A 23,402-nucleotide genomic window follows, 5' to 3' on the forward strand; every position below is an offset into this window, starting at 1 on the left:
TATGTCCGAACTGATACAGCAGATTGAAAAAGCCAATGCGGCCTTTGTAGAAGAACATAAGGCCGGAGGCTTGACAGAAGTAAGCAAATATCCGTCCCGCAGCGTAGCCATCCTTACCTGTATGGATACGCGCCTGCTGGATTTTCTGGAACCTGCCATGGGTTTGAAACGGGGCGAAGCTAAGATCATTAAAGTGGCTGGCAATACGGCAGGCCGCAGTTTTAACAGTGTCGTTGGCAGTCTGATGGTCGCTGTCTATGAACTTCATGTGACGGACATTATCGTCGTCGGACATGAAGATTGCGGCATGCTCCATACGACGGCAGAAGGACTTTGTAAAAAAATGTTTGAGGCGGGGATTGACCCGGCAATCATTGATGATGTGGAACCACAGCTCATGGCCTGGGCCGATCCCATCTGTGACTGCGAAGAATCGGTACGGGTTACCGTACGCAACTTGCAGCGCAATCCCTATCTGCCCAGGGGAATCCATTACCATGGAGCAGTCATCCATCCTGATACAGGGGCCGTCCGGTTCGTAATTACGGATGCGGAAAAGAAATAAAGGAGGCAGATTATGAATCTCGTTGAACAACGTATGGCAGATCATGCAGCTGTCCTGGCTGCGACAAAAGCACTGGCTCCTGATATAGAAAGAGCAGGCACTCTGATCCGGGATGCGCTGGCTGGTGGCCACAAAATTTTATTCTGCGGAAATGGCGGCAGCGCTGCCGATTCCCAGCATCTGGCAGCAGAAATCGTCGGCCGCTTCCAGAAAGAACGGCCCAGCCTGCCTGCACTGGCACTGACCGTAGATACATCGGTCCTCACAGCCGTAGCTAATGACTACGGGTACGATACGGTATTCAGCAGACAGGTAGAAGGACTTGGGAATGCCGGAGATGTACTGGTTGGCATTTCTACATCGGGGAATAGCAAGAACGTCATTGCCGCCATCGAAACGGCCCGTAAAAAGCAGATGAGCGTCATCGGCTTTACCGGCATTGGTGGTGGAAAAATGGCGGACTTGTGTGATGTTTGTCTGGCCGTTCCTTCCAAAGTGACGGCCCGCACCCAGGAAATGCATATCATGATGGGCCATATCATCTGTGAAATTGCAGAAGAAACGTATTGATACAATAGTCTTAGTTCAACAAAAAACGGGAACAGAATGGCTTTACGTCATTCTGTTCCCGTTTTTGTTGCTATACATTCTGATTCCTTTGACGAAGGGAAAACAGCGATATTAATATCCTAAGTTTTCCCCGACGAGGATGACCTTGATACGGCCCTGGGGTCCGCTGTTGCGGCGGGTCCGGACCATCTGATTGCAGATACTCTGCGGGCTGAGACAGTCAGCGCACATGCCGTTGGTGTTGCACGGCGTCGGGATGCCGAAACGCTGGGCATTAATTGGAGCGGCAGTCGAACGGGCCCGGGCGATGGCCGCTTCCAGTGTCGGTTCTACTTTATTCATGCCGGCGATGACTATGACCTGTTTGGGCCCGAAGATGAGCGCTGCCGTGCGGTTGCCGTTGCCGTCGATATTAAATAACTGACCATCCTGGGTGGCGGCATTCGTACTCATGATGAACGTATCGCAGGTCAGACCTTTACGCATGATTTCCATCCGTTCTTCCGGTGTCTTGGCCGTATCGCGGTCGAGAACCGGGTTGTGGGCTTTGACGTAATCATAGAGTCCCATTTCTACAATAGAGGTGGAACCACCCCAGGAAACGACGTCTGTTTCCGGAATCAGTGATACCGCTTTAGCCAGGGCTTCTTCTTTGGTAGGACAATACCAGGCGGCAAAACCGCGTTTTTCAAAATTTTTGGCAACGGCCGGCCCTTTCTTATCATACATGGTGTGCATCATATCGGAACGATCCATATTAACTCCTCCTAAAATATATATTGTGACATAGGCTAAAAGCCGATGTTTTCACCGACGAGAATGACTTTGATGCGCCCGCCCGGATTGCAGGCGCGGGTGCGCAGTATCTGACGGCATACCGTGTCCTGGCCTTTGCAGTCAGCGCACATGCCTGTCAGGTAGCACGGTGTTTTGGAGCCGGCAAAGCGGTTGATGTTGATGGCTGATGCGGTCGAGCGGGCCCGGGCCAGAGCGGCAGCCACTGTTGGAACGACCTTATTCATGCCGACGATGACCAGCACCTGACGGGGACCATAGGAGAGCGCCGCTACGCGGTTGCCGTTGCCGTCGATGTTCAATAATTCACCATCCTGGACGGCAGCATTGGTCCCCATGAGGAAGGTATCACATAACAATGCTTTACGCATGAGTTCTACCCGTTCTTCCGCTGTCTTTGCCGTGTCGCGGTCAATGACCTTGTAATGGGCCTGTACATAAGCGTGGAGCCCGATGTCATCAATGGAGCGGGAACCGCCCCAGGAGACGACGTCATCTTTGGGAATGAGAGAAATAGCTTTAGCCAGGGCTTCCTCACAAGTTGGACAGTACCAGGCGGCAAATCCTCTTTTTTCAAAGTTCCGGGCAACGGCCGGCCCTTTCTTATCATACATGGTATGCATTATATCGGTTCTTTCCATTGTAAAACCTCCTTATTGGTTCATAAAGTCCTGAAATGCGCGGGTATTACGTATACGGTCAAAATGAGACTGGCTGCGGGCGGCCTCTTTTACATTTTCTTTATCGATGGCAGCGGCTTTTTTCAGGTATAAAACGGCCTTTTCGGCATTCCCCTGGTCGCCGTAAATGGTGGCGATGCCATAATAGCTCCACGTGTTATCCGGTTCGCTGTCGATGACTTTCTGGAACCAGGTAATCGATTCATCGTATTGCTTGTCGATTTTCAGGGCCAGTGCCAGGTCATAGAAAGATGGGACATAATCTGGTTTTAGTTCCAGTGCCTGCCGGATGAGAGAAATTCCCTGACGGACCTCCTTTGGATTTACCCCGTTGCCGCGCATGGCCAGGGCGATTCCCTTGCCGGAAAGTGCTTTATAATTTTTTTGGTCTTTGGCAAGTGCCTGGTTATACAGGGAAATGGCCTGATCATACTGGAATTGCTGGTAGAAAGACAAGCCCTTTTCAAAGAGGGCTTCTGAGGCGGCATCTATCTGAACCTGTTGCTGTTGCTGCTGGTTCTGTGCCGGTGCCGGCTGCTCCTGATTTCCGCAGCCGGCTATGAACAGGCCAACTGCAAGACATAAGGCCACTGCTATAGGAATCTTTTTCATTTTTTCACCTCATATACATACGCTACGTATAGTATATAAGAAAATTCATAAATGCACAAAGTCGTATACACGGTATTCACGTTTTCTTACTATGTATACATAAACTATGGATAGCTTTATTATACTATCTATGGTATCATTTTTATAGAAGTTTCTTTCCGTACACGGCCAACCGGATAATATTTTTAATTGTAAAGTGAATTTATTCTACATGTACCAGATGGGAAACCATACCATTTTAGGATGAATTTTGCTTATTTTTAGTATGCTCAAAACGCAATACTCATGCTCGAAACGCAATAGACTATACTGAATGGTGCTATTTATGCAAATGAATTGAAAAATAAATTCAGCTTGCTATAATAAAGGTAGAGAGATTAAACGTTTAAATAACCTCTGTAATTGTAAGCGCTTGTATTGTCTACTATTATTTTTCTCATTTTATTTCTCAAGGAGATGTTTAAAGTGACTGAAAAATTGATGAAAACAATGGATGGTAATGAAGCTGCCGCATACGTATCGTATGCATTGACAGAAGTTGCAACAATTTTCCCGATTACTCCGTCTTCCCCGATGCCGGAACACGTGGATGTATGGGCGGCTCATGGTAAAAAGAACCTCTTCGGCCAGCCGGTGCGCGTCATGGAAATGCAGGCTGAAGCCGGTGCTGTCGGCGCCCTGCACGGCCTCGTTGAAGCAGGTTCTCTGGGTACTTCCTATACGGCTTCCCAGGGCCTGATGCTCATGATTCCTGTCATGCACCGTATTGCCGCAACATGCAAACCGGCTGTACTCCATGTAGCTGCCCGTTCTGTAGGGTCTCATGCCCTTTCTATTTTCGGGGATCATTCCGATGTCATGGGCTGCCGTAATACCGGTTGGGGCATGCTCTGCAGCGGCAGCGTCCAGGAAGTCATGGATCTTGCCGGCGTAGCACATCTTTCTGCTATTAAAGCCAGCCTGCCGATGATGCACTTCTTCGATGGTTTCCGTACATCTCACGAAATTCAGAAAGTCGAAGTTATGCCCTATGAAGAATTAGATAAACTGCTGGACCGCGATGCCCTCTATAAATTCAAACATGAAGCACTGAACCCGGATCATCCGACCATGCGCGGCGGCGTTAATAACCCGGATATTTTCTTCCAGAACCGTGAAGCCGTCAATTCCTATTATGACAAACTGCCTGATATCGTCCAGGATTACATGGACAAAATCAGTGAATTTACAGGCCGGACTTATAAATTGTTCAACTACTACGGTGCTCCCGATGCAGAATACGTCATTGTAGCCATGGGTTCCGTAACAGGCGCTATTGAAGAATGCATCGATGCCATGACGGCAGAAGGCCAGAAAGTCGGCTATGTACAGGTACACCTCTATCGTCCGTTCTCGCTGAAACACTTCTTTGCAGCTATGCCGAAGACGGTTAAACGCATTGCTGTCCTGGACCGCACGAAGGAACCGGGTGCAATCGGCGAACCGCTGTATGAAGATGTATGTACGGCATTCCAGAATTCTGACAGTGATCCCATGATCATTGCCGGCCGCTATGGCCTGTCCTCCAAGGACGTTCCGCCTTCCCACATCAAATCCGTATTTGTTCATCTCATGAGTGATAATCCGAAACAACATTTCACCGTCGGCATCAATGATGATGTAACCAACCTGTCTATTCCTCTCGTACCGATGGATGTCAAGACGGACGGAATCATCAGCTGCAAGTTCTGGGGCTTCGGTTCCGATGGTACAGTTGGTGCCAACAAGAACTCTATCAAGATTATCGGCGATAATACGGACCAGTACGTTCAGGCTTATTTCGAATATGATACGAAGAAATCCGGCGGCGTTACGAAATCCCATCTGCGTTTCGGCAACCGCCCGATCCGTTCGACCTATTATGTCAAATCGGCTGACTTCGTAGCATGTCATAAAGAAGCGTATATCAAAGATTACGATATCGTCGGTGAAATTAAAGATGGCGGCATCTTCCTCCTCAACTGCAGCTGGGATCAGGCAGCCCTTGAAACACACCTGAAAGCCAGCGTAAAACGTCAGATTGCCAATAAACATATTAAATTCTACACCATCGATGCGACGAAGATTGCCGCTGAAATAGGTCTGGGCAACCGTACCAATACGGTTCTGCAGGCTGCCTTCTTCAAACTGGCCAATATTATTCCTATCGATGATGCCGTCAAATATATGAAAGAAGCCATCGTCAATACCTATTCGGCCAAGGGCGAAAAGATTGTCAATATGAACTGTGAAGCCGTTGAACGCGGCGTATCCGGTGTTGTTGAAATCAAGGTTCCGGAAGCATGGGCTACGGCGAAAGACGAAGCCGTCGAAGATATGACAAAAGATCTGCCTGATTTTGTCAAGAGAATCTGTATTCCGTCCAATCTGCAGAAAGGCGACGACCTGCCGGTCAGCGAATTCCTGCCTTATGCAAACGGCGATTACCCCGTAGGCAGCGCGGCTTATGAAAAACGTGGCATTGCAACCAATGTCCCGGTCTGGGATGTAACGAAATGCGTACAGTGCAACCAGTGCTCTATGGTCTGCCCGCATGCCGCTATCCGTCCGTATCTCCTCGATGAAAGTGAAGTAAAAGCAGCTCCCGAAGGCTTCGTGACGAAGAAAGCCGTCGGCAAAGGCCTTGAAAAATATGAATTCCGCGTTCAGGTATCTCCGCTCGATTGCTACAGCTGCGGTTCCTGCATTAAGACCTGTCCTGTACAGGCACTCTCCTTTGCACCGCTCGATTCCCAGCGCAAAGAAGCGGCAAACTGGGACTATGCCCAGACGGTCAGCATCAAAGATACGGGCCTCGATGAATTCAGTGTCAAAGGCAGCCAGTTCAAACTGCCGTATCTGGAATTCTCCGGCGCCTGCGCAGGCTGCGGCGAAACACCGTATGTCAAACTGCTGACCCAGCTGTATGGCGACCGCCTCTATATCGCTACGCCGGCTGGCTGTATGCAGGCGTGGGCTGCTGCACTTCCGTGCATCCCGTGGACAAAAGATAAGAACGGCAAAGGGACGGTTTGGACGAACTCCCTGTTTGAAGATAATGGCGAATTTGGTTTCGGCATGTACCTGGCTCTCCATCAGCAGCGGGAAGATGTAAAGAACCATCTCGAAGCACTGGCTGGTCTCATCGATGAAGGTTCGCTCAAAGCGTCTATCCAGAAATGGCTCGACTCCTATGGCTGCCATAATGAAGGCGAAACGACGAAACAGATCAGCGCAGATCTGATTGCCGAACTGGAAAAAGCACAGCTTACAGGTAAAGCGGGCGAAGAAGTGGCTTATCTCCTGGCTCACAAAGAACACATCGGCAAGAAGACCGTCTGGATCGTCGGCGGCGATGGCTGGGCATATGATATCGGTTATGGTGGTCTGGACCATATCATGGCAACGACGGAAAACTTCAACGTTCTCGTCATCGATAACGAAGTATATGCCAACACCGGTGGCCAGTCCTCCAAGGCTACACCGAAAGGCGCTGTGGCACAGTTCGCTGCTGCCGGCCGCCGGACCAATAAGAAGGATCTGGGCCGTATTATGATTGGCTATGGTCACATCTATGTCGCCTCTGTCTCCATGGGTGCTAACCCAGCTCAGATGATGAAAGCCCTCAAAGAAGCGGAAGCGTATGATGGCCCATCTATCGTCCTGGCTTACAGCCCGTGCATCAATCACGGCCTTGTCAAGGGCATGAGCACGGCACAGATGGAAGAAAAGAAAGCCGTCGAATGCGGTTACTGGCCGCTCTACCGGTACAATCCGGCTCTGGAAGCAGAAGGCAAGAATCCATTCAGCCTCGATTCCAAGGAACCGAACGGCAAATATCGTGAATTCCTGATGGGTGAAACACGGTATGCTGCACTGACGCGTACTTTCCCGGAAGTAGCCGATCAGCTCTTTACGGAAGCCGAAGCTGCTGCTATGAAGCGGTATAAATTCTACAAGAGACTGGCTGCAGAAGTCTGATAGTCAGATTTATAAGAAAGACAATAGGAGCTGTCGCATGCATAACGGAGCGGCAGCTCCTATTGTTATACCTTCAAACTCATGAACGAGACTGTTGCATTAAGCGTAAATACGTAATGCGACAGTTTCGTTCTTTTTTTACAAAGGGCATTATCTTTTTTTTATGATTATTACAAGAGATATTGCTTGCAATGTTGAACATAGGATGTTACAATATAGCCGTAATCAGAAATGACGTACCTGAGGATTCAGAAAGGAAGGATAACATGACTGAAATGGTAACGAATGAAGTACCAGCAAGTAATGCCTATCTGGAAAAAATGAACAAGTTTTGGCGTGCTGCCAATTATCTGTCAGCCTGCCAGCTGTATTTATTGGATAACCCACTCCTGAAAAAGCCGCTTACGCCGGACATGATAAAAAAGAAAATCGTCGGCCACTGGGGAACTGTACCGGCACAGAATTTTGTATTCGTTCATATGAACCGCCTGATTAAACTCTATGACCTGGATTTGATTTTATTATCCGGCCCGGGTCACGGCGGAAATTTCTTCATTGCCAATGATTATCTGGATGGATCGTATAGTGAAATTTATCCGAATATCTCTCAGGATGAAGCAGGGATGCAGAAGCTGTTCAAACAGTTTTCCTTCCCCGGTGGCGTGCCCAGCCACTGCGCTCCGGAAACGCCGGGCTCCATCCATGAAGGCGGCGAACTGGGTTATTCTATTGCCCACGCCTGTGGGGCTATTTTTGACAATCCCGACCTGATTGCCGCTACTGTCGTAGGTGATGGCGAAGCCGAAACGGGACCGCTGGCAACGTCTTGGCAGTGCAATAAATTCATCAATCCGATTACAGACGGTGTCGTACTGCCCATCCTCAATCTGAATGGATATAAAATTGCCAACCCGACTATCTTCGGACGCATGTCCCACCAGGAACTGGTCGATTTCTTCCACGGTTGCGGCTGGGAACCGTACTTCGTCGAAGGCGACGATCCCATGACGATGCACCGGCTGATGGCAGATACGATGGATACGGTCATTGCCAGAATCAAAGAAATCCAGGCCCATGCACGGCAGCAGAACGATGCCACACGCCCCGTATGGCCGATGGTCATCCTGCGCACACCCAAAGGATGGACCGGCCCGAAAGTAGTCGATGGCAAACGCATTGAAGGAAATTTCCTGGCCCATCAGGTGCCAATTGCCATGGATAAACCGGAACATCTGCAGCTCCTTTCCGATTGGCTGCATAGCTATCATGCAGAGGAATTATTTGATGAAACGGGAAAACTGCTCCCGGAATTGAGGGCACTGGCACCGGAAGGCGACCGCCGCATCGGTATGAATCCTCATGCTAATGGTGGTATCCTGTACCGAGAACTGCGGCTGCCTGATTTCCGTGACTATGCCTTTGACATTGGTAATCACGGGGAAAAAGACAGCCAGGATACGCAGAACCTCGGTCCGTATATCCGTGACATTTTCAAACTGAATGACGATGCAAAGAATTTCCGGATTTTCTCTCCCGATGAAAACAATTCCAACCGCTTCCAGGCCGTCTTTGATGTAGAAAATAGAGACTGGAATGTACAGGCAACGGCAGAAGATGATCATTTATCGCCGTCTGGACGCGTCATGGATTCCATGCTGTCGGAACACATGTGCGAAGGCTGGCTGGAAGGATATCTTCTGACTGGCCGTCACGGCTTCTTTGACACCTATGAAGCCTTCTCGCGGATTGTCGATTCGATGGCAGCCCAGCATGCAAAATGGCTGAAAGTCTGCAATCAGCTCCCATGGAGACACAGCATTGCCTCCCTGAACCTCATGATGTGCTCGACTGTATGGCAACAGGACCATAATGGATTTACCCATCAGGATCCGGGCTTCATGGATCATATGGCCAATAAAAATGCCGATGTCGTCCGCATTTTCCTTCCGCCCGATACAAACTGCCTCCTGGCAACCATGGATACGTGCCTGCGTACCCAGAATTTTGTCAATGTCATCATTGCCAGCAAGCATCCCCGTCCGCAGTGGCTCTCTATGGAAGAAGCGGTCAAACACTGCACCCAGGGTATTGGCATCTGGGACTGGGCTTCCAATGACCAGGGACAGGACCCGGATATCGTATTTGCCTGCGCCGGTGAAACGCCGACACTGGAAGCTCTGGCTGCCGTATCGATTTTGCGGAAAGAACTGCCAGAATTGAAGATCCGATTCATTAACGTAGTGGATCTGTTCAAACTCCTGCCTCAGACAGAACATCCCCATGGACTGACTGATGTCGAATACGACATGCTCTTTACCAAAGACAAACCGGTCATTTTCAATTTCCATGGTTATCCCAAACTGGTCCATGAACTGACCTATCATCGTCATAATAACCGTCTCATGCACGTCTGCGGTTATCGTGAAGAAGGGACTATAACGACACCGTTTGACGTGCGCGTACAAAATAATGTTGACCGTTTCCACCTCGTCCGCAGCGCTCTGAAACGACTCCCGAATCTTGGGAACCGGGGGGCTTACCTATTCCAAAAAATGAATGACAAGCTTGTTGAACACAAACAGTACATTCATGACAAGGGCGTTGATTTACCGGAAGTATCCCAGTGGAAATGGGAAGACTAATACATCACTAACCTCTTTCAGCATCACAAGACAAGAACTCCTGCCAGCATTGTATGGCAGGAGTTCTTGTCTTACTTCACAGAGTGTTTTTACTTGACGGATTACCGTGTGAAAGGGAACGGACTTGTGGTATAATTACATGATAAGCCTAAAAATAAGAGTGAATGAGAGATAGGATGACCATCATGAAATTAATATTCGTGGATTTTGAAATGAATCCCATCAGCAAGGAGCGTCGGCAGATACGAAAAATCTGCCCGGGAGAAATCATCGAAATAGGTGCGGTCAAACTCGACGAACAGGCGCAGGAAATCAGTAGCTTTAAAGAATATGTCCTGCCTAAATATGCGACAGAGATGGATGAGACTTGTCAGGAACTGACGGGAATCACCATGGACATGCTTTGTCAGGCCGACACGTTTGTACCGGCATTCCGGCGGTTTCTGGATTGGTGCAATGAAACCGGGGAAAATGATTATGAAATGTACGCCTGGAGTGAAAACGACTGGCGGCAGCTCCATAATGAAATGCGGCTGAAAAAAATCAATACCCAGTCGGACCGTGTGGCATGGATGCTGGGGCACTGGCAGAATTTTCAGCAGATATACTGCAATCTGCTGGGACTGGATAATGTCATTTCTCTGGACAAGGCAATCGAGACGACGGGGGAACCCTTTGACGGTCAGATGCATGACGCATTGTGGGATGCCCGCAATACAGCCAAATTATATATGTTGTCCAAAAAGAAAGAGGAATTTCGCAAAGTCATGGATTCCATCATCGAGGTAACGGCCTCGGCCGAACCGCTTACGTTTTCTATGGCAGAAGCCTTTAAAAAAGCCAGGCGATAAGGAAAAATAGAAGAGAAAGAAGGAAAGAGCTTTTGGGGGAAGTTGGTATCCGTATCATTTTTTTATTTATCGATGTGATCCTGCCTATGGCAGCCGGTTATGCGTGCAGACAGAAACAGTGGCTGGATGAAAAACAATGCAATATCCTTATCCGCATCAACATCACTATCATTACAACATTGCTGACGACGCTGACATTCTGGGTCCTTCCGATTAAGCCGCATCTCATGCTGCTGCCTGTTTTCATGGTGCTTAATGCATTTATACCTGTAGGGGTCATTTTTCTCTTTCACCGGCAGCGCAAATTCACATCCATGGCCGATCAGGGCAGTTATATCCTGGCGGCGCTCCTGACGAATCTGGGAACACTGGGCGGTTTGTGTGGCTATATCCTGTATGGTGAACGGGGCTTTGCTTATGCCCAGTTGACAGCCGTATTTCAGAATTTCGTCACCTTTTTTATTGCTTTTCCTCTGGGAGCTTATTATAAGTACAGTGCTGAAGCGGGCGGCCATCTCAATCTCGTTTCTATGAGCTGGCGTAAACTCTTTATCAACTGGAATCAGATGCCCGTCGTCGGCATGGCCCTGGGTATTGCCCTTTATGCTCTCGGGATTTCCAGACCACAAATACTGGATTATGCCTTTCAGGGGCTGATTCATATCGGGGCCTGGTCCGGGCTGGTACCGATTGGGTTCATGATAGAGTTTGCGGCTCTCTCCCGGTACTATAAGAAGACCTTTGACCTCGTACCCATCAAGCTGTTGGTGACGCCGGCTATCTGCTATGTCCTGGGCACATTCTGTTTCACCGATCCCGTTCTGATTGGGACGCTCATGATTCTCATGTCGATGCCGACGGCTATCTTTTCTCTCTTTGCCGTACGCTTATACAACCTCAATGTCAATCTGGCTATGTCCGCTTTTATTACGACGACGGCGTTTTATATATTCCTGTTTTATCCCGTTTTTTATTTTCTGGTCCACCTGGGATATCTTACCTTTACCTGATTTAATGAGAGGTGACTTATGATTTTAAAACTGAAGAAATCGTGGTTGTTTTTGTGCACAGCCTGTATCATGGCAATGTTTCTGGCCGGATGTGGTCATGCCGTCAACCTGACGGAAAAGCGCATTGACGGTATCGATTCCCAGATTACAATAGCACTGCCCGGCAATGCCCACGAACTGCCCCTGCCGGTCACATTGGATCCATTGACACAACGATACCTGAAGGGACAGCGTTTTTATGGGGAAATTAATCAGGGACTGCACATCGGAATCTTTACGGTCAGCATTGACTCGGGACAGATGTACAGTGACCTGCATCTGACGAATGGCCAGGCTCTGGGAAATACGCTCAGCGAAAATATTGAACGGGCGTCTCAGGCTATTTTAAGCAGCATTGATGCAGAAAATGTATCTGCCATGCAGGAAGCTGCCAGTGTTTCCGGGGAACATGCGGTGAAACAGACCTATACGTTTACCGCCGATGATAAACGGATGAAGGCGCAGCTGTTGGGATTTTCCCATGGCAACGCTACCTGGGTCATCCTCGTCGCCTGTGATGCCGATTCTAAGAATGCCCCGGCTATTGACGACATCATGAAATCTGTTACGATAATAAAATAATAGTACAGAAGGAGCGGCTTTCATATGAAACAGCCATGGTTTCGTATGAAAGCCGCTCCTTTACATTTGTCGTTTGTAGCGAGCAGGATCTTTTTGGGCCGTCAGCATGTTTGCTGTATGCGCTTGTACAAAGGCAGTTTTTGCAGATGTTTCAATGTCACCATGGCGGTGATGCCAATGAGTATGCCTGTTCCCATTCCGGCAACTGCCAGTACGGGCAGGTACAGCATGATTTTCATGTTTTCTACGATGAAACATGCCACGAGGACCTGGCCGAAGTTGTGAAAAATGCCACCGGCGGCCGATACACCAATAAGGCTGAATTTGCCGCATTTTTGGAAAACCAGCATACTTCCCAGGCTGAGAGCAGCCCCGGATACACTGTAGAAGAAAGCGTTGATTCCGCCGCCAAAAGCGGTGGAAAGAATGATGCGGAGCAGGAGAATCAGTGCAACATCCCGTTTCCGGGGAAGGGCGTATAAGGCAATGACCGTAATCAGATTGGCCAGTCCCAGCTTGGCGCCGGGGGCGATGAACGGGACGGGAAGCATGCCTTCTACGATGTACAGTACCAGGGACTGGGCAACAAACAGGCTCAATATAATAAGGTGGAACGTTTTGTTCATAAGATACCTCTCTAACGGGCGCGGATAATATCGGGATCCGATGCATCATTGGCCTGGACTTCCACCATGACTTTATGGGGCAGACAGACGCTGGTCTGACCGGGATTTTTCAAAAATCCTTCGTGGACGCATACCTGGTCAGGGCAATCGGCATCGATGATGGCAATTTCTTCATCGCGGATCAGGATGGTATTGTATCCGGATGATGTGCGGATAGTCAGTGTATCTGTCCCATGGTGTTCCGATAAAGGAATCGTTTTGTATTCCTTGCCGTCTACATAGATGATGGCGTGTGTGCCATTGGCAGAAGCAGCCTGACCGCTGGCCCAGAATAAGGCGGCAGGGATACAGGATAAGATGAGCAGACTGACGATGAGGGCGACATCCCATTTTCGTATCATATATTCACTCTCCTAAAACCAGACAGCTTCCTGACCGGTCTGGATAAAACCTTGATGTTTCAAATGAATGACGTTTTCTGGAGGCAGATCTGTGAAGATGCAGAAACAGGCATTGGACTGGGCATTAGCTTTTATATAGGCATCATCAAAGGAAAGGAGCCGGTCCCCTTTCCGGACTGTCTGACCGTCTTTGACATAAAAGGTAAAGCCCTTTCCATTTAGTACATCCGTCCCTATGCCGACCTGCAGCATATACTCCAATCCGTCGGTTGTATGCATGCCGATGGCATTTTTTTCTTCAAAAATAAAAAAGACGGATCCGTCACAGGGAGCATACAGAATGGATTCAGACGGATAGATAAAAAAACCGTCTCCTGTAGATTTATGGGAATAGAACGGATCCGGTGCTTCCGAAAGAGGATGGAGCATACCTGTACAAGGCGCGTAGAAAATATGAGACTGCGGAGATGGAGATGACGGTGGGATGATGCGGACGGCTTCTTCACCGGCTGCGATGCGGGGGCCGGCACAGAGCCGAACCTCCCAATGTTCCGGCAGCTCCGGGAACAGGCAGATGCAGGCATCGGATGTTGCCTTTTCACAGATGAGTTTTTTATCGAAAGTTAGCAACCGGTCCCCTTTTTTGACGTGCTGTCCTGATTCGGCAAAGACCGTAAATCCTTTTCCCTGCAGCCGGACTGTATCAATTCCGATGTGGAGCAGATATTCTGTTCCATCTGCCGCTGTCAGTCCTATGGCATGACGGGTATCAAAGACAAAGGTTACCTCACTGTCACAGGGCGCATAGACCGTATTTTCTTCAGGGTATACAAAAAAGCCGTCACCGGTCATCTTTTGAGCAAAGGCTTCATCCGGTGCGTCCGTGATTGGGTGAAGTTCTCCTGTAAAAGGGGAATTGAAAGGAATAGGTGATTCGTGTTCCACTGCTGCTATACCTCCTGCTGTCCCATGCCGTCTCTGTCATATTGCTGTTTGACAGGGCACGTCATGAGAAGTACTATTATATTGTAACATAAACCGAAGGATAAAGTAATCTAAATATAGATGAGGGTGTGATTGTGATGGAACCGACTGGACCGATGGAAGACCGGAATACATGGTGCTTCGTATGCGGTAAAAAGAATCCGCATGGACTGCATCTGGACATGCATTTGACAGAAGATGGCTGTTATGCCTGGTTTGTCCCGCAAAAACAGCATGAAAGTTATGATGACCGCATGCATGGCGGACTCATTAGTACACTTCTCGACGAAGTGATGGGGGATTTTATCTACCAGAAGACGGGGATACCGGCTTATACGGCACGCATAGAAGTCCGTTTTCGCCATCCTGTGCGGATTGGGGAGAAAATTAAAATCGAGGGTAACGTAGTCCATCACCGGGGACGACTCTATGAAACGATGGGCAGGATTACCAAAGAAGATGGGTCCATAGCAGCCGAAGCGACTGCCAAGATGATGAGTGCCAAATAAAGTATGGTACAGGATATATATCCGGAAAGGAGCGGTTTGTATGGAACAAAACGAACGATTGTATCAATTGAGTACACCTCTGTTAGCCGATGCCTGTATGCGTCTGGGAATCCCTGTGCGCTGTGCGCCCAGTAACCTGCAGGCACTGGAACCGGATATGCATTGTGTCGGACGGGTCTGTCCTGTCCGTCATGCAGGCAGTGTAGACATCTTTTTTGCCGCGTTGGAAGAAGCGCAGCCCGGCGATGTACTGGTCATTGATAATGGCGGTCGTACAGATCATGCCTGCGTTGGTGACCTCGTTGCCCGCGAAGTACAGGCTGCAGGTCTGGCGGGAATTATCATCTGGGGTCTGCACCGGGATACGTGGCAGATTCATGAAACGGGGTTACCGTTCTTTTCCCAGGGGCATATCCCTACCGGGCCCGTCAGACTGGACCGCCGGCCTGCGGCCGATGCTCTGGCCTGGGCCCGCGTAGGAGACTGGATTGTCGGTAAAAGCGATATCGTTGCAGGCGACCGCGACGGCGTCATCTTTTTGCCGTCAGATCATCTGACGGACATCATCGAAGCGGGGGAAGCCATCAAAGCGGCGGAAGAACGGCAGGCAAAACTTCTGAAAGAAGGAAAGAGCCTGAGGGACCAGCTGCATTTTAAAGAATACCTGGCCCAGCACAGCGTGACCCCATCGTACAGCTTCCGTGACCATCTGCGCAAAATCGGCGGTGCCATAGAACAGTAACCATGTAGATACATACTGCCTGCCCTGCTATCCGGGACAGGCAGTATGTATTTAAACTGATTTTATTCTCTTTCCGTCTTGCCTTCCCGGACATCCTGTGATACTATACGCACAGGGCAGAAGATAATATCACCGTAGGTGAGTTATACTTTTCGTAGTGTCATTTGTTATATTTTTCACAACTGCCTGGATCCGAAGTGGACCGGGACGGTGACAGGGCAGGAGTCTGCCCGTTTTACTTCGTTGTAGTATGCTTTCTGGCCCTGGCTGGAAAGCTTTTTCTTTTGCCCATAACTATTATCAGGGGGCATGTCTGATGTTAAAAGGAAAGAAAAAATTAGCAACTTTAGTAACGGTTTGTGTATTGGCAGGCAGCACGGCGATGGCTGCCGGTAGTCCGGCAGCGGTACCGGTGCGTGCTGTCCCGGTCCAGCAATCGGCACCGGTGTCAGTGGGAACATCCGCCATTGAGACCTGGCGCACACAAAAGCAGCTGGCACAGGAAGAAACGATGGCACTTTTGTGGATGCGGTCTGCCGCAGAATACCGGGCACTTTGCTATCAGGGCTACAATGCGGCTATGATGGAAGTGGATAAAGCACTGAGTGATCCGGCACGGAAGGGCAAACCGCTGGCTATTGTCCTGGACTGTGATGAAACGGTAACGGATAATACACCGGCTCTGGCAAAGGCGGCGGCCGATGGGAATGGCCAGTATAAGAGTATCTGGTGGCGCGATGTCGTTCATGAAGGTAAATCGGGCGCAATGCCGGGAGCCGTCGATTTTCTCCAGCAGGTAGATAAGAAAGGGCTGGCCATATTCTACGTATCGAACCGCTATGCGCCGGTCAATTATGAAGCGACAGAAGCCAATCTGAAGGCTCTGCGTTTTCCCCAGGCAGATAAAAAACACATCCTGCTCATGGAAAAGAGCGGCAATAAACAACTGCGTTTTAATACTATAACGGCTGATTATGATGTCGTCGTGTATATGGGGGATAATGCCGGGGACCTTCCCATCGGGACGAATGGTAAGAGTCTGACAGAACGCAATCAGATTGTCGATGCGCACAAGGCCGACTTCGGAACGAAATACATCGTCTTCCCTAATCCCGTATACGGGGCCTGGGTCAGTGCTATTGCCAAGAATTATCTTACCATGACACCGGAACAGCGCGATGAAGTCAACCGGGAATTTCTGACAAAAAACTATTAATAGAGATGGCAAAAGATGGCCGCATGTCGTAGTGACATAGGCCATCTTTTTTTACGTACCTTTATCGATTGCGCTGATGGATGAAAGCGGCGTAGTCGGCGATGCTGGAGAGTTCTTCCGGGGATACTTCCAAAAGAAGGCGGATGGTATCGACCAGTTTTGTTTCATATGGTACATGAACTGGTTGTGTAGCCGTGGAAGTGTCCGGACCAGCCGGTCTGGTCAGATCTTCCATGCTGGTATGGAAATAGGCAGCGACATCCTTCAGCCGGTCCTTGCGGGGGAATTTTTCTTCTTTAAGCCAGGCCGATAGTGTCGTCGGTTTTATCCCCAGGTCCAGACAGACTTGTTTTTTCGTCAGTTTCTGTCCGGCAAGCAGCTGCTGGAGATGAAAGCTGAAATTTTTTTTCTTTTCATCGTTTTTCATAATGGGCCTTCCTTTATCATGAGATACGGAATTTAGTATATCACAAAAGAAAGCATAAAAAAACAGGGAATTTTCATGGCCCGGATTAGATTAACATGTCAGTGTTTTTCCATCTGACGAAATGCAGATGGCGTGGGAGAGTCCGGCCAGTTCCAGCTGCTCCTGCAATATGCGACGCATAAAGAGATTGTGGGGGGGACGCTGTCCAGGTGGGTGGTGATAATCTGTGCTGTCGGGAGAGCGTGGTGCATGGTCAGCAGGTCGCCCGTGTTCATGATGAGACGTTCGCAGTGCTGCAGTGTGGCGGCTCCGGTGTTCGCGATGATGACATCGGGCTGATAGGTGGATGCAATTTGGGCAGTACCGATGATTTCCTGTTTTTTTCTATTGACGGTATCGAGTTTTGTTTCCTATAATGGGAACAACTCGTATAGATGATGTAAAAAGAGCTGGCTGGGATGAACGGGAAGAAGCAGAAGCCGCATTTACCTTTAAAATATATGGCGCCTATGCTGTGAACCGTCATCATCACTGGAAACGGGATGATGCGTGATTCCATCTGCAGATGCTGCTTCTGCGGTTCATCACGGCTGGTGAAACGGGCATACAAAGACGAAAAGACAGGAGATGAGGACATGCCGTACAATTCATTTGCCGATTATCCCATGTCGTGGAAACCCGTATTGGACAGGAATTCACGGCCGTTGTATCTGGCATTGGCCAGACAGCTTGCCGATGACGTAATGAATGGCATTCTGCTTCCAGGGACGAAGCTGCCTCCTCAGCGGGAACTTGCCGATTTCCTTGATATCAATGTCAGTACCGTATCCCGCGCCTTCCGGCTCTGCTCGGATAAAGGGATGCTGACCAGTGTTACCGGAAGCGGCACCTTTGTTGCCTACGATGTCCGGACCAGTCTGTCTGTTGTGCCGGATCAGGTAAGTCCGATGATTGAAATGGGATCCATGATGCCGGAAACACTGGCAGACGATGAAATCACCTGTCTCTTGCGTCAGATGATGGATGAACCAGGGAGGTTTGATTTTTTCCAGTACAGTATGGGCGGGGAGAATTGGCATCGCGATGCGGCACTGGCACTATTGCGAGAGGCAGGCATAGAAGCGGCACGGGGCGATATTCTCCTGGCCAGCGGCGGACAGAATGCCATTGCAGCGGTTCTGGCCGGTTTATTCCGGCCGGGAGACCGTATCGGTGTCGATCCTCTGGTCTACCCGGGGCTGAAGAGTGCAGCCAAACTGCTGGGAATCCGTCTCGTGCCGGTGGGGCAGGAACGTGGGGAAATGAGTGAAGAAGGACTCTGGTATGCCATCCGGAATCACCATATCAAGGGGATTTATATTACACCGGACTTTCAGAATCCTACGACTCATATCATGAGTACCGACGGACGGCGCATGCTGGCACGGGTGGCTAAAAAAACGCAGATTCTGGTCATTGAAGATGCCATTACAAGTCTTTTGTTGCCCCGGCCATTGCCGCCAGTCCGGCGATTTCTGCCGGAGCAGACTGTCTATATCCTGAGTTTATCCAAAACGATACTGCCGGCACTGCGCCTGGCGTATCTGGTCGTGCCGGAACTCATCAGGGATTCTCTGGCAGAAACGTTGTATGCGATGAACCTGTCCCAGTCAGAAATCTTGCTGGAACTGGCCAGCCGGCTTATCGTTTCCCATAGGGTACAGGATTTGATGTCCCTTCGCCGCAGGAGAATTACCATGCGCAATAGTGCCGTCAATGCGATTTTGCAGGGATATACGGTCCGGGGTGATGACTGCAGCTTGTGCCGCTGGTTAGAATTGCCGGAGCCGCTTACGGGCAGCCGGTTTGAAAATCTGGCCCGGCAAAAGGGAGTGCATGTCCTTGGGGCAGAACATTTTACCGTGGGAACCCAGCCTCCGGAACATGGCGTACGATTATCCGTCGGCTCTCCCCGGGATAGAGAGGAATTACAAACGGCTTTATGGCGCCTGCGGGAGATTTTGGATAATCAGAGAAATTTGTAGGCCACACAATTAACTGATTGTATGATGGTTCCCCTCGTGATATGATGAATATATCAAAAACAGGTTCGTCTGAAAAGAGGAGGAATGGGTCATGAAATGTTACGTCGTCGATGCCTTTACGAAAGAAGTATTCAAAGGAAATCCGGCCGCTGTATGCGTTATGGATTCCTGGCCTTCCGATGAGATGATGCAGAACATTGCCATGGAAAATAATTTGTCCGAGACCGCTTTTACTGTAAAGGAAAAAGATGGATACCGGCTGCGCTGGTTTACGCCAGGCGGAGAAATCGATCTCTGCGGTCATGCGACGCTGGGGACGTCCTTTGTCCTGGCAAATTTTGTCGAACCACAGTGTCAGACCTTTGTCTTTCATACATTGAGCGGCGTGCTTACAGTGACCCGGAAAGGTCAACTGTTCTCCATGGATTTTCCCGCTTATGATATGAAGCCGGTGCCTGTGACCGATGCCATGGAAAACGCGCTGGGAGTCCGCCCGGTAGAAGCATACATGGCCCGGGACCTTCTCTGTGTACTGGAAAATGAAACACAGGTCCGGGAATGCCAGCCCGATATGGAAAAACTAAAACACCTTGATGGACTGCTGTGCAATGTTACGGCAAAAGGAACGGAGTATGACTGTGTCAGCCGCTCCTTTGCTCCCAAATTATCCGTGCCGGAAGACCCGGTATGCGGCAGCGGGCATTGCCATATTATCCCGGTCATGGCAGAAAAACTAGGTAAGAGTGATTTAGTTGCCTATCAGGCGTCACGCCGTGGCGGGGAATTGTACTGCCATATAGAAGATGGTCACATCGCCATGGCGGGTTATGCGGTCTTGTATTCGGAAGCTGACCTTAAAATTTGATTCATTGTGAAAATATAAAAGGGGGATTGTACCGGCATGAGAGGTTACTCATGCTGGTACAATCCCCTTTTAAGCGGTCAGGATAACCAGATCAGACGTATTCTTTTAATGCCTGGGCCAGCTGATCCGGACAGGACGTAGTGCGTTCTCCGCAGCGGATGCCTTCCAGACGGCGGATGACTTCGGCGACGGGCATTCCTTCAGCAAGGCTGGAAAGGCCGAGATGATTGCCGGGACAGCCCTTTGTAAAGGCGACATCATAGACTTTTCCATCTCTGACGTCAAAATCAATCTGTGTGGCACAGATGCCACTCGGTTTATACGTATGCAAGGGGATCCTCCTTTCGCCATTAATCGAAGAGTGCCAGAATGCTGGCTTTCGGCTGGGCACCGACAGAACTCTTGTAGAGCTGGCCATTCTTGAAGACCAGGAGAGTCGGGATGCTCATGACATTGAACTGCTGGGCCAGTTCCGGCTGTTCATCTACATTGACTTTGCCTACTTTGTATTCCGGATGTTCGTTAGCTATTTCTTCGACGACGGGGGCTACCATACGGCAGGGACCGCACCAGGTGGCCCAGAAATCAACGAGGACCGGTTTATCGGACTGCAGGACTTCCTGATTGAAATTATCATTGGTAAATGTGTATTCCATATATGATTCACTCCTTTGGTATGCGTATTGTCTGCGAGACACTTCTATTATATCACACATTTGTCAAATTTTACGAGAAAAATAATAAAGAATATCTGATATATTTTAATGAAACATATTAATAATTTTAGAAATTCAATAGTTATCCCAATAAAAAACGGTCCGCCACCGATGTGACGGACCGCTTTGCCGGCTATTAGAATGCAGGCAGGATGGTTCCCTGATATTTGTCATTAATAAATTTCTTGATCGCTTCAGACTGATAAATCTGAACGACTTTTTTGTATGTTTCGTTGTTTTCATCACCCTGGCGGACAGCGAATACGCAGGCGTAGGGCGATTCAATCGATTCGACGAGGATGGAATCTTTTTTCGGATTCAGACCGGCCGGAATGGCGTAGTTGGTATTGACGCAGGCGATGTCTGTATCATCGAGAGAACGCGGCGTCTGGGCGGCATCGAGTTCGACGAACTGCAGGTTTTTCGGATTTTCCGTGATATCGGCAACGGATGCTTCGATGGAATCACCGTTCTTCAGTTTGATCAGGCCGGCCTGCTGCAGGAGAAGCAGGGCACGGGCACCGTTGGACGGGTCATTCGGAATGGTGACTTTGCTGCCCGGAGCGACTTCATCGAGAGATTTATATTTGTGTGAATAAACGGCCATAGGCATGAGAATCGTCTTTCCAACAGACGTGAGCTTCAGGCCCTGCTTTTTGACGATATTGTCAAGGTACGGCTGATGCTGGTAGGAGTTCATGTCGAGGTCTTTTTCGGCCAGTGCTTTATCAGGCTGTACATAATCGTTGAATTCTACGACTTTGATGGTAATCCCCTGTTTGGCAGCTTCTTTCGCTACTTCATCCATGATTTCTGCATGAGGACCGGCTGTTACCCCTACTTTAATTTCTTTTTTTGCCTGGTCGCCTTTGCTGTCATTGCTGGAACCGCAGCCGGCAGCAAATACGCAGATAGCTGCGATGAGGCCGGCGGAAATGATTTTTTTAATAGATGATTTCATGTTTCGTACCCCTCTCCTGAGTGTGCATACAAAATAAGTCCGTATCAACAAAAAAGCCGTCATGCAGATGACGGCTTTATTAATCCTATGATTCATCTGCCGGAATAATCCGATGGAGTTGGCACCATACCTTATGGCGGTTGCCGCAGTGTCATCGGGCCATTCCCTCGACTGCTCTTGATGAAACGTATTCAGTTGATGATGCAGATATTAGCATAGTTTTTTTCTCTTGTCAAGTATTAGTTTTTTCTATATCTAAAAATACAGACCGCAAAAATACCGTTTTTTAATGCACTGTATTATTTCCAATTGAAATATATGATAATTTTTATAAAAAATGACATATACTATATGTGAAAAAATAGGATGTATTAAGAAAATTAGATGTTTTTTATCTTTTACCGGATAGACAATATATGTGAATACAGTACAATAAAAGTGCGCAATACGTGTTTCGGAATTTGGTAAAGCGAAAGGAGCAGAAAGATGAAACAAATCACAAAACGAATCATTACCCTGGCGATTGCAGCGGCGACACTGGTTTCATTGGCTGGCTGCGGAGGTGGTCAGAAGAGTGCATCTGGCAGTGATGATAAGGTGCTTACGGTGTATACGGCCCGTAGCGAAAGCCTGAACAATCTGGTCATTCCTAATTTTGAAAAAGATACGGGAATCAAAGTCAATGTCGTCGTAGCCGGTACGGGACCGTTATTAAAACGCGTTTCGTCAGAAAAGGGCAATCCACAGGGCGATATCCTCTGGGCAGCAGATCAGACGATGCTGGAATCCCAGAAAGACTTATTCATGGAATATGTGTCGCCGGAAGATAAAAATATGATGGAAGCGTTCCGCAATAAGACGGGATATTTCACACCAGCTTTTGCTGATCCTACCGTCCTTATCGTCAACACGAATCTGGCTGGTGACACGAAAATCGAGACCTTTGATGACCTGCTGAATCCGGCATTAAAGGGTAAGATCGCCTTTGGCGACCCGGCTAATTCCAGTTCGGCATTCCAGTCTCTCATGGCTATGCTCTATGCCAAAGGAAAAAATGGTGATCCTATGAGTCCGGAAGCATGGGAATATGTGGATAAATTCATTCAGAATCTCGATGGCAAGATGCTGAACAGTTCCGGCGCTGTCCACAAAGGCGTTGCCGATGGGGAATATACGGTAGGCCTCACTTGGGAAGACCCGGCAGCTACCTATGTCCGCAACAGCGCTCCCGTCAAAGTCGTATTCCCGAAAGAAGGAGCTATTTTCCCTGGTGAATCGGTGCAGATTATCAAAGGATGCAAACATCCGGAAAACGCTAAAAAATTTGTCGATTACATGATTTCACAGAAGATTCAGGAAATGGCTGGTAAGGAACTGACGGTGCGGCCGCTTCGCAAAAATATCGAGCTGGCTTCGTATATGACGCCTATTGATCAGATTCATCTGTTCCCCAACTATGATGAAGGTTGGGTATCGGATCATAAACAGGATATCGTGTCGATGTGGAACCAGCATCTCGAAAATAACAGATAAATGATTGTATTTGCATCAGTTTGCGGCAGGAAACTCAGTATCAGTGCAGCGGG

25 protein-coding genes and 1 riboswitch are annotated in these 23,402 nt (G+C 48.9%); of the genes, 15 read left to right on the plus strand and 10 right to left on the minus strand.

What is annotated here, in order from left to right; all coding sequences use genetic code 11:
- Nucleotide 1: 1 nt before the first annotated feature.
- Nucleotides 2-565 carry a carbonic anhydrase gene (locus ACGTIC_RS02820; protein WP_075581852.1) on the plus strand — a complete coding sequence of 188 codons (564 nt, stop codon included), beginning with the start codon at nucleotides 2-4 and terminating at the stop codon, nucleotides 563-565.
- Between the two features lie 12 nt (nucleotides 566-577).
- Nucleotides 578-1,135: a D-sedoheptulose 7-phosphate isomerase gene (gene gmhA / locus ACGTIC_RS02825; protein WP_059077062.1), complete on the plus strand. Its 558-nt coding sequence runs from the start codon at nucleotides 578-580 to the stop codon at nucleotides 1,133-1,135.
- 111 nt (nucleotides 1,136-1,246) lie between these two features.
- On the opposite strand, the gene ACGTIC_RS02830 is transcribed toward gmhA, so the two are convergent.
- From ACGTIC_RS02830 to ACGTIC_RS02840, 3 genes are read right to left on the minus strand one after another with little or no spacing between them, the layout of a single operon-like run.
- Entirely contained in the window at nucleotides 1,247-1,891 is a 645-nt protein-coding gene (locus ACGTIC_RS02830; RefSeq protein ID WP_059077061.1) for a lactate utilization protein, read from the minus strand.
- Between the two features lie 35 nt (nucleotides 1,892-1,926).
- Nucleotides 1,927-2,571, minus strand: a complete 645-nt coding sequence (locus ACGTIC_RS02835) for a lactate utilization protein (protein ID WP_113855328.1) — start codon at nucleotides 2,569-2,571, stop codon at nucleotides 1,927-1,929.
- 12 nt (nucleotides 2,572-2,583) lie between these two features.
- The gene (locus ACGTIC_RS02840; RefSeq protein WP_113855329.1) at nucleotides 2,584-3,222 is read right to left on the minus strand and encodes a tetratricopeptide repeat protein; all 639 of its coding nucleotides are present in this window, start codon (nucleotides 3,220-3,222) and stop codon (nucleotides 2,584-2,586) included.
- Nucleotides 3,223-3,687: 465 nt separating this feature from the next.
- On the opposite strand from ACGTIC_RS02840, the gene nifJ reads away from it, so the two are divergent.
- The 5 genes from nifJ to ACGTIC_RS02865 all read left to right on the plus strand — a co-directional run bounded on the left by nifJ (nucleotide 3,688) and on the right by ACGTIC_RS02865 (nucleotide 12,345).
- The gene (gene nifJ, locus ACGTIC_RS02845) at nucleotides 3,688-7,221 is read left to right on the plus strand and encodes a pyruvate:ferredoxin (flavodoxin) oxidoreductase (RefSeq protein ID WP_113855330.1); all 3,534 of its coding nucleotides are present in this window, start codon (nucleotides 3,688-3,690) and stop codon (nucleotides 7,219-7,221) included.
- Between the two features lie 266 nt (nucleotides 7,222-7,487).
- The gene (locus ACGTIC_RS02850; RefSeq protein ID WP_113855331.1) at nucleotides 7,488-9,863 is read left to right on the plus strand and encodes a phosphoketolase; all 2,376 of its coding nucleotides are present in this window, start codon (nucleotides 7,488-7,490) and stop codon (nucleotides 9,861-9,863) included.
- Between the two features lie 185 nt (nucleotides 9,864-10,048).
- On the plus strand, nucleotides 10,049-10,714 hold the full coding sequence (locus ACGTIC_RS02855; RefSeq protein ID WP_113856501.1) for a 3'-5' exonuclease: 666 nt from the start codon (nucleotides 10,049-10,051) through the stop codon (nucleotides 10,712-10,714).
- A 32-nt stretch (nucleotides 10,715-10,746) separates the two neighbouring features.
- Nucleotides 10,747-11,724, plus strand: a complete 978-nt coding sequence (locus tag ACGTIC_RS02860) for an AEC family transporter (protein WP_059077056.1) — start codon at nucleotides 10,747-10,749, stop codon at nucleotides 11,722-11,724.
- A gap of 18 nt (nucleotides 11,725-11,742) precedes the next feature.
- Complete coding sequence (locus ACGTIC_RS02865) at nucleotides 11,743-12,345, plus strand: hypothetical protein (protein ID WP_113855332.1); 603 nt, start codon at nucleotides 11,743-11,745, stop codon at nucleotides 12,343-12,345.
- A gap of 101 nt (nucleotides 12,346-12,446) precedes the next feature.
- Here ACGTIC_RS02865 and ACGTIC_RS02870 read toward each other — a convergent pair whose 3' ends face one another.
- Genes ACGTIC_RS02870 through ACGTIC_RS02880 form a run of 3 tightly spaced genes read right to left on the minus strand, consistent with a single transcriptional unit; the run spans nucleotide 12,447 to nucleotide 14,317 of the window.
- Nucleotides 12,447-12,971, minus strand: coding sequence for a Gx transporter family protein (locus tag ACGTIC_RS02870; RefSeq protein ID WP_113855333.1), 525 nt, complete (start codon nucleotides 12,969-12,971; stop codon nucleotides 12,447-12,449).
- Between the two features lie 11 nt (nucleotides 12,972-12,982).
- Entirely contained in the window at nucleotides 12,983-13,372 is a 390-nt protein-coding gene (locus ACGTIC_RS02875) for a NusG domain II-containing protein (protein WP_059077053.1), read from the minus strand.
- Nucleotides 13,373-13,384: 12 nt separating this feature from the next.
- Nucleotides 13,385-14,317 (minus strand): PTS glucose transporter subunit IIA, encoded by a 933-nt coding sequence (locus ACGTIC_RS02880; protein WP_059077052.1) that lies wholly within the window; start codon nucleotides 14,315-14,317, stop codon nucleotides 13,385-13,387.
- 137 nt (nucleotides 14,318-14,454) lie between these two features.
- On the opposite strand from ACGTIC_RS02880, the gene ACGTIC_RS02885 reads away from it, so the two are divergent.
- The 3 genes from ACGTIC_RS02885 to ACGTIC_RS02895 all read left to right on the plus strand — a co-directional run bounded on the left by ACGTIC_RS02885 (nucleotide 14,455) and on the right by ACGTIC_RS02895 (nucleotide 16,823).
- Nucleotides 14,455-14,865 (plus strand): hotdog fold thioesterase, encoded by a 411-nt coding sequence (locus ACGTIC_RS02885; RefSeq protein ID WP_236699689.1) that lies wholly within the window; start codon nucleotides 14,455-14,457, stop codon nucleotides 14,863-14,865.
- A gap of 40 nt (nucleotides 14,866-14,905) precedes the next feature.
- Entirely contained in the window at nucleotides 14,906-15,607 is a 702-nt protein-coding gene (locus ACGTIC_RS02890; protein WP_075581860.1) for an RraA family protein, read from the plus strand.
- 316 nt (nucleotides 15,608-15,923) lie between these two features.
- Nucleotides 15,924-16,823: a 5'-nucleotidase, lipoprotein e(P4) family gene (locus ACGTIC_RS02895; protein ID WP_257536621.1), complete on the plus strand. Its 900-nt coding sequence runs from the start codon at nucleotides 15,924-15,926 to the stop codon at nucleotides 16,821-16,823.
- Between the two features lie 61 nt (nucleotides 16,824-16,884).
- On the opposite strand, the gene ACGTIC_RS02900 is transcribed toward ACGTIC_RS02895, so the two are convergent.
- On the minus strand, nucleotides 16,885-17,250 hold the full coding sequence (locus tag ACGTIC_RS02900) for a helix-turn-helix transcriptional regulator (protein WP_113855334.1): 366 nt from the start codon (nucleotides 17,248-17,250) through the stop codon (nucleotides 16,885-16,887).
- 209 nt (nucleotides 17,251-17,459) lie between these two features.
- Here ACGTIC_RS02900 and ACGTIC_RS02905 point away from each other — a divergent pair, with 209 nt between their 5' ends.
- The 4 genes from ACGTIC_RS02905 to ACGTIC_RS02920 all read left to right on the plus strand — a co-directional run bounded on the left by ACGTIC_RS02905 (nucleotide 17,460) and on the right by ACGTIC_RS02920 (nucleotide 20,139).
- Nucleotides 17,460-17,666, plus strand: a complete 207-nt coding sequence (locus ACGTIC_RS02905) for a hypothetical protein (RefSeq protein WP_162816208.1) — start codon at nucleotides 17,460-17,462, stop codon at nucleotides 17,664-17,666.
- Nucleotides 17,666-17,803: a hypothetical protein gene (locus tag ACGTIC_RS02910; protein ID WP_162816209.1), complete on the plus strand. Its 138-nt coding sequence runs from the start codon at nucleotides 17,666-17,668 to the stop codon at nucleotides 17,801-17,803. The genes ACGTIC_RS02905 and ACGTIC_RS02910 overlap by 1 nt, the downstream gene beginning before the upstream one ends.
- An 82-nt stretch (nucleotides 17,804-17,885) precedes the next feature.
- Nucleotides 17,886-19,274, plus strand: a complete 1,389-nt coding sequence (locus ACGTIC_RS02915) for a PLP-dependent aminotransferase family protein (RefSeq protein WP_113856503.1) — start codon at nucleotides 17,886-17,888, stop codon at nucleotides 19,272-19,274.
- A 91-nt stretch (nucleotides 19,275-19,365) separates the two neighbouring features.
- Nucleotides 19,366-20,139, plus strand: a complete 774-nt coding sequence (locus ACGTIC_RS02920) for a PhzF family phenazine biosynthesis protein (RefSeq protein WP_059077047.1) — start codon at nucleotides 19,366-19,368, stop codon at nucleotides 20,137-20,139.
- A 91-nt stretch (nucleotides 20,140-20,230) separates the two neighbouring features.
- Here the strand turns inward: ACGTIC_RS02920 and ACGTIC_RS02925 are convergent, their stop codons facing one another.
- The 3 genes from ACGTIC_RS02925 to ACGTIC_RS02935 all read right to left on the minus strand — a co-directional run bounded on the left by ACGTIC_RS02925 (nucleotide 20,231) and on the right by ACGTIC_RS02935 (nucleotide 21,816).
- A complete protein-coding gene (locus ACGTIC_RS02925) occupies nucleotides 20,231-20,470 on the minus strand; it encodes a TIGR03905 family TSCPD domain-containing protein (RefSeq protein ID WP_113855335.1) in 240 nt (79 codons plus the stop codon).
- A 19-nt stretch (nucleotides 20,471-20,489) separates the two neighbouring features.
- The gene (gene trxA, locus ACGTIC_RS02930; protein ID WP_083237093.1) at nucleotides 20,490-20,855 is read right to left on the minus strand and encodes a thioredoxin; all 366 of its coding nucleotides are present in this window, start codon (nucleotides 20,853-20,855) and stop codon (nucleotides 20,490-20,492) included.
- A 136-nt stretch (nucleotides 20,856-20,991) separates the two neighbouring features.
- Nucleotides 20,992-21,816 (minus strand): MetQ/NlpA family ABC transporter substrate-binding protein, encoded by an 825-nt coding sequence (locus tag ACGTIC_RS02935; RefSeq protein WP_113855336.1) that lies wholly within the window; start codon nucleotides 21,814-21,816, stop codon nucleotides 20,992-20,994.
- Nucleotides 21,817-21,905: 89 nt separating this feature from the next.
- Nucleotides 21,906-22,003, minus strand: a riboswitch (SAM riboswitch).
- A gap of 299 nt (nucleotides 22,004-22,302) precedes the next feature.
- Here ACGTIC_RS02935 and ACGTIC_RS02940 point away from each other — a divergent pair.
- Entirely contained in the window at nucleotides 22,303-23,349 is a 1,047-nt protein-coding gene (locus ACGTIC_RS02940) for an ABC transporter substrate-binding protein (RefSeq protein ID WP_059077043.1), read from the plus strand.
- Nucleotides 23,350-23,402: the final 53 nt, after the last annotated feature.

It is taken from the genome of Megasphaera hexanoica, assembly GCF_043520715.1.
Lineage (GTDB): Bacteria > Bacillota > Negativicutes > Veillonellales > Megasphaeraceae > Megasphaera > Megasphaera hexanoica.

Coding starts and splice junctions, on each gene's coding strand:
- ACGTIC_RS02835 (WP_113855328.1), bottom strand. CDS start 2,571: ATGGAAAGAACCGATATAATGCATACCATGTATGATAAGAAAGGGCCG.
- ACGTIC_RS02935 (WP_113855336.1), bottom strand. CDS start 21,816: ATGAAATCATCTATTAAAAAAATCATTTCCGCCGGCCTCATCGCAGCT.
- ACGTIC_RS02915 (WP_113856503.1), top strand. CDS start 17,886: ATGCCGTACAATTCATTTGCCGATTATCCCATGTCGTGGAAACCCGTA.
- ACGTIC_RS02830 (WP_059077061.1), bottom strand. CDS start 1,891: ATGGATCGTTCCGATATGATGCACACCATGTATGATAAGAAAGGGCCG.
- ACGTIC_RS02820 (WP_075581852.1), top strand. CDS start 2: ATGTCCGAACTGATACAGCAGATTGAAAAAGCCAATGCGGCCTTTGTA.
- ACGTIC_RS02870 (WP_113855333.1), bottom strand. CDS start 12,971: ATGAACAAAACGTTCCACCTTATTATATTGAGCCTGTTTGTTGCCCAG.
- ACGTIC_RS02940 (WP_059077043.1), top strand. CDS start 22,303: ATGAAACAAATCACAAAACGAATCATTACCCTGGCGATTGCAGCGGCG.
- ACGTIC_RS02850 (WP_113855331.1), top strand. CDS start 7,488: ATGACTGAAATGGTAACGAATGAAGTACCAGCAAGTAATGCCTATCTG.
- ACGTIC_RS02900 (WP_113855334.1), bottom strand. CDS start 17,250: ATGAAAAACGATGAAAAGAAAAAAAATTTCAGCTTTCATCTCCAGCAG.
- ACGTIC_RS02910 (WP_162816209.1), top strand. CDS start 17,666: ATGGGAACAACTCGTATAGATGATGTAAAAAGAGCTGGCTGGGATGAA.
- trxA (WP_083237093.1), bottom strand. CDS start 20,855: ATGTGTGATATAATAGAAGTGTCTCGCAGACAATACGCATACCAAAGG.
- ACGTIC_RS02875 (WP_059077053.1), bottom strand. CDS start 13,372: ATGATACGAAAATGGGATGTCGCCCTCATCGTCAGTCTGCTCATCTTA.
- ACGTIC_RS02890 (WP_075581860.1), top strand. CDS start 14,906: ATGGAACAAAACGAACGATTGTATCAATTGAGTACACCTCTGTTAGCC.
- ACGTIC_RS02865 (WP_113855332.1), top strand. CDS start 11,743: ATGATTTTAAAACTGAAGAAATCGTGGTTGTTTTTGTGCACAGCCTGT.
- ACGTIC_RS02885 (WP_236699689.1), top strand. CDS start 14,455: ATGGAACCGACTGGACCGATGGAAGACCGGAATACATGGTGCTTCGTA.
- ACGTIC_RS02840 (WP_113855329.1), bottom strand. CDS start 3,222: ATGAAAAAGATTCCTATAGCAGTGGCCTTATGTCTTGCAGTTGGCCTG.
- gmhA (WP_059077062.1), top strand. CDS start 578: ATGAATCTCGTTGAACAACGTATGGCAGATCATGCAGCTGTCCTGGCT.
- ACGTIC_RS02855 (WP_113856501.1), top strand. CDS start 10,049: ATGAAATTAATATTCGTGGATTTTGAAATGAATCCCATCAGCAAGGAG.
- ACGTIC_RS02920 (WP_059077047.1), top strand. CDS start 19,366: ATGAAATGTTACGTCGTCGATGCCTTTACGAAAGAAGTATTCAAAGGA.
- ACGTIC_RS02895 (WP_257536621.1), top strand. CDS start 15,924: ATGTTAAAAGGAAAGAAAAAATTAGCAACTTTAGTAACGGTTTGTGTA.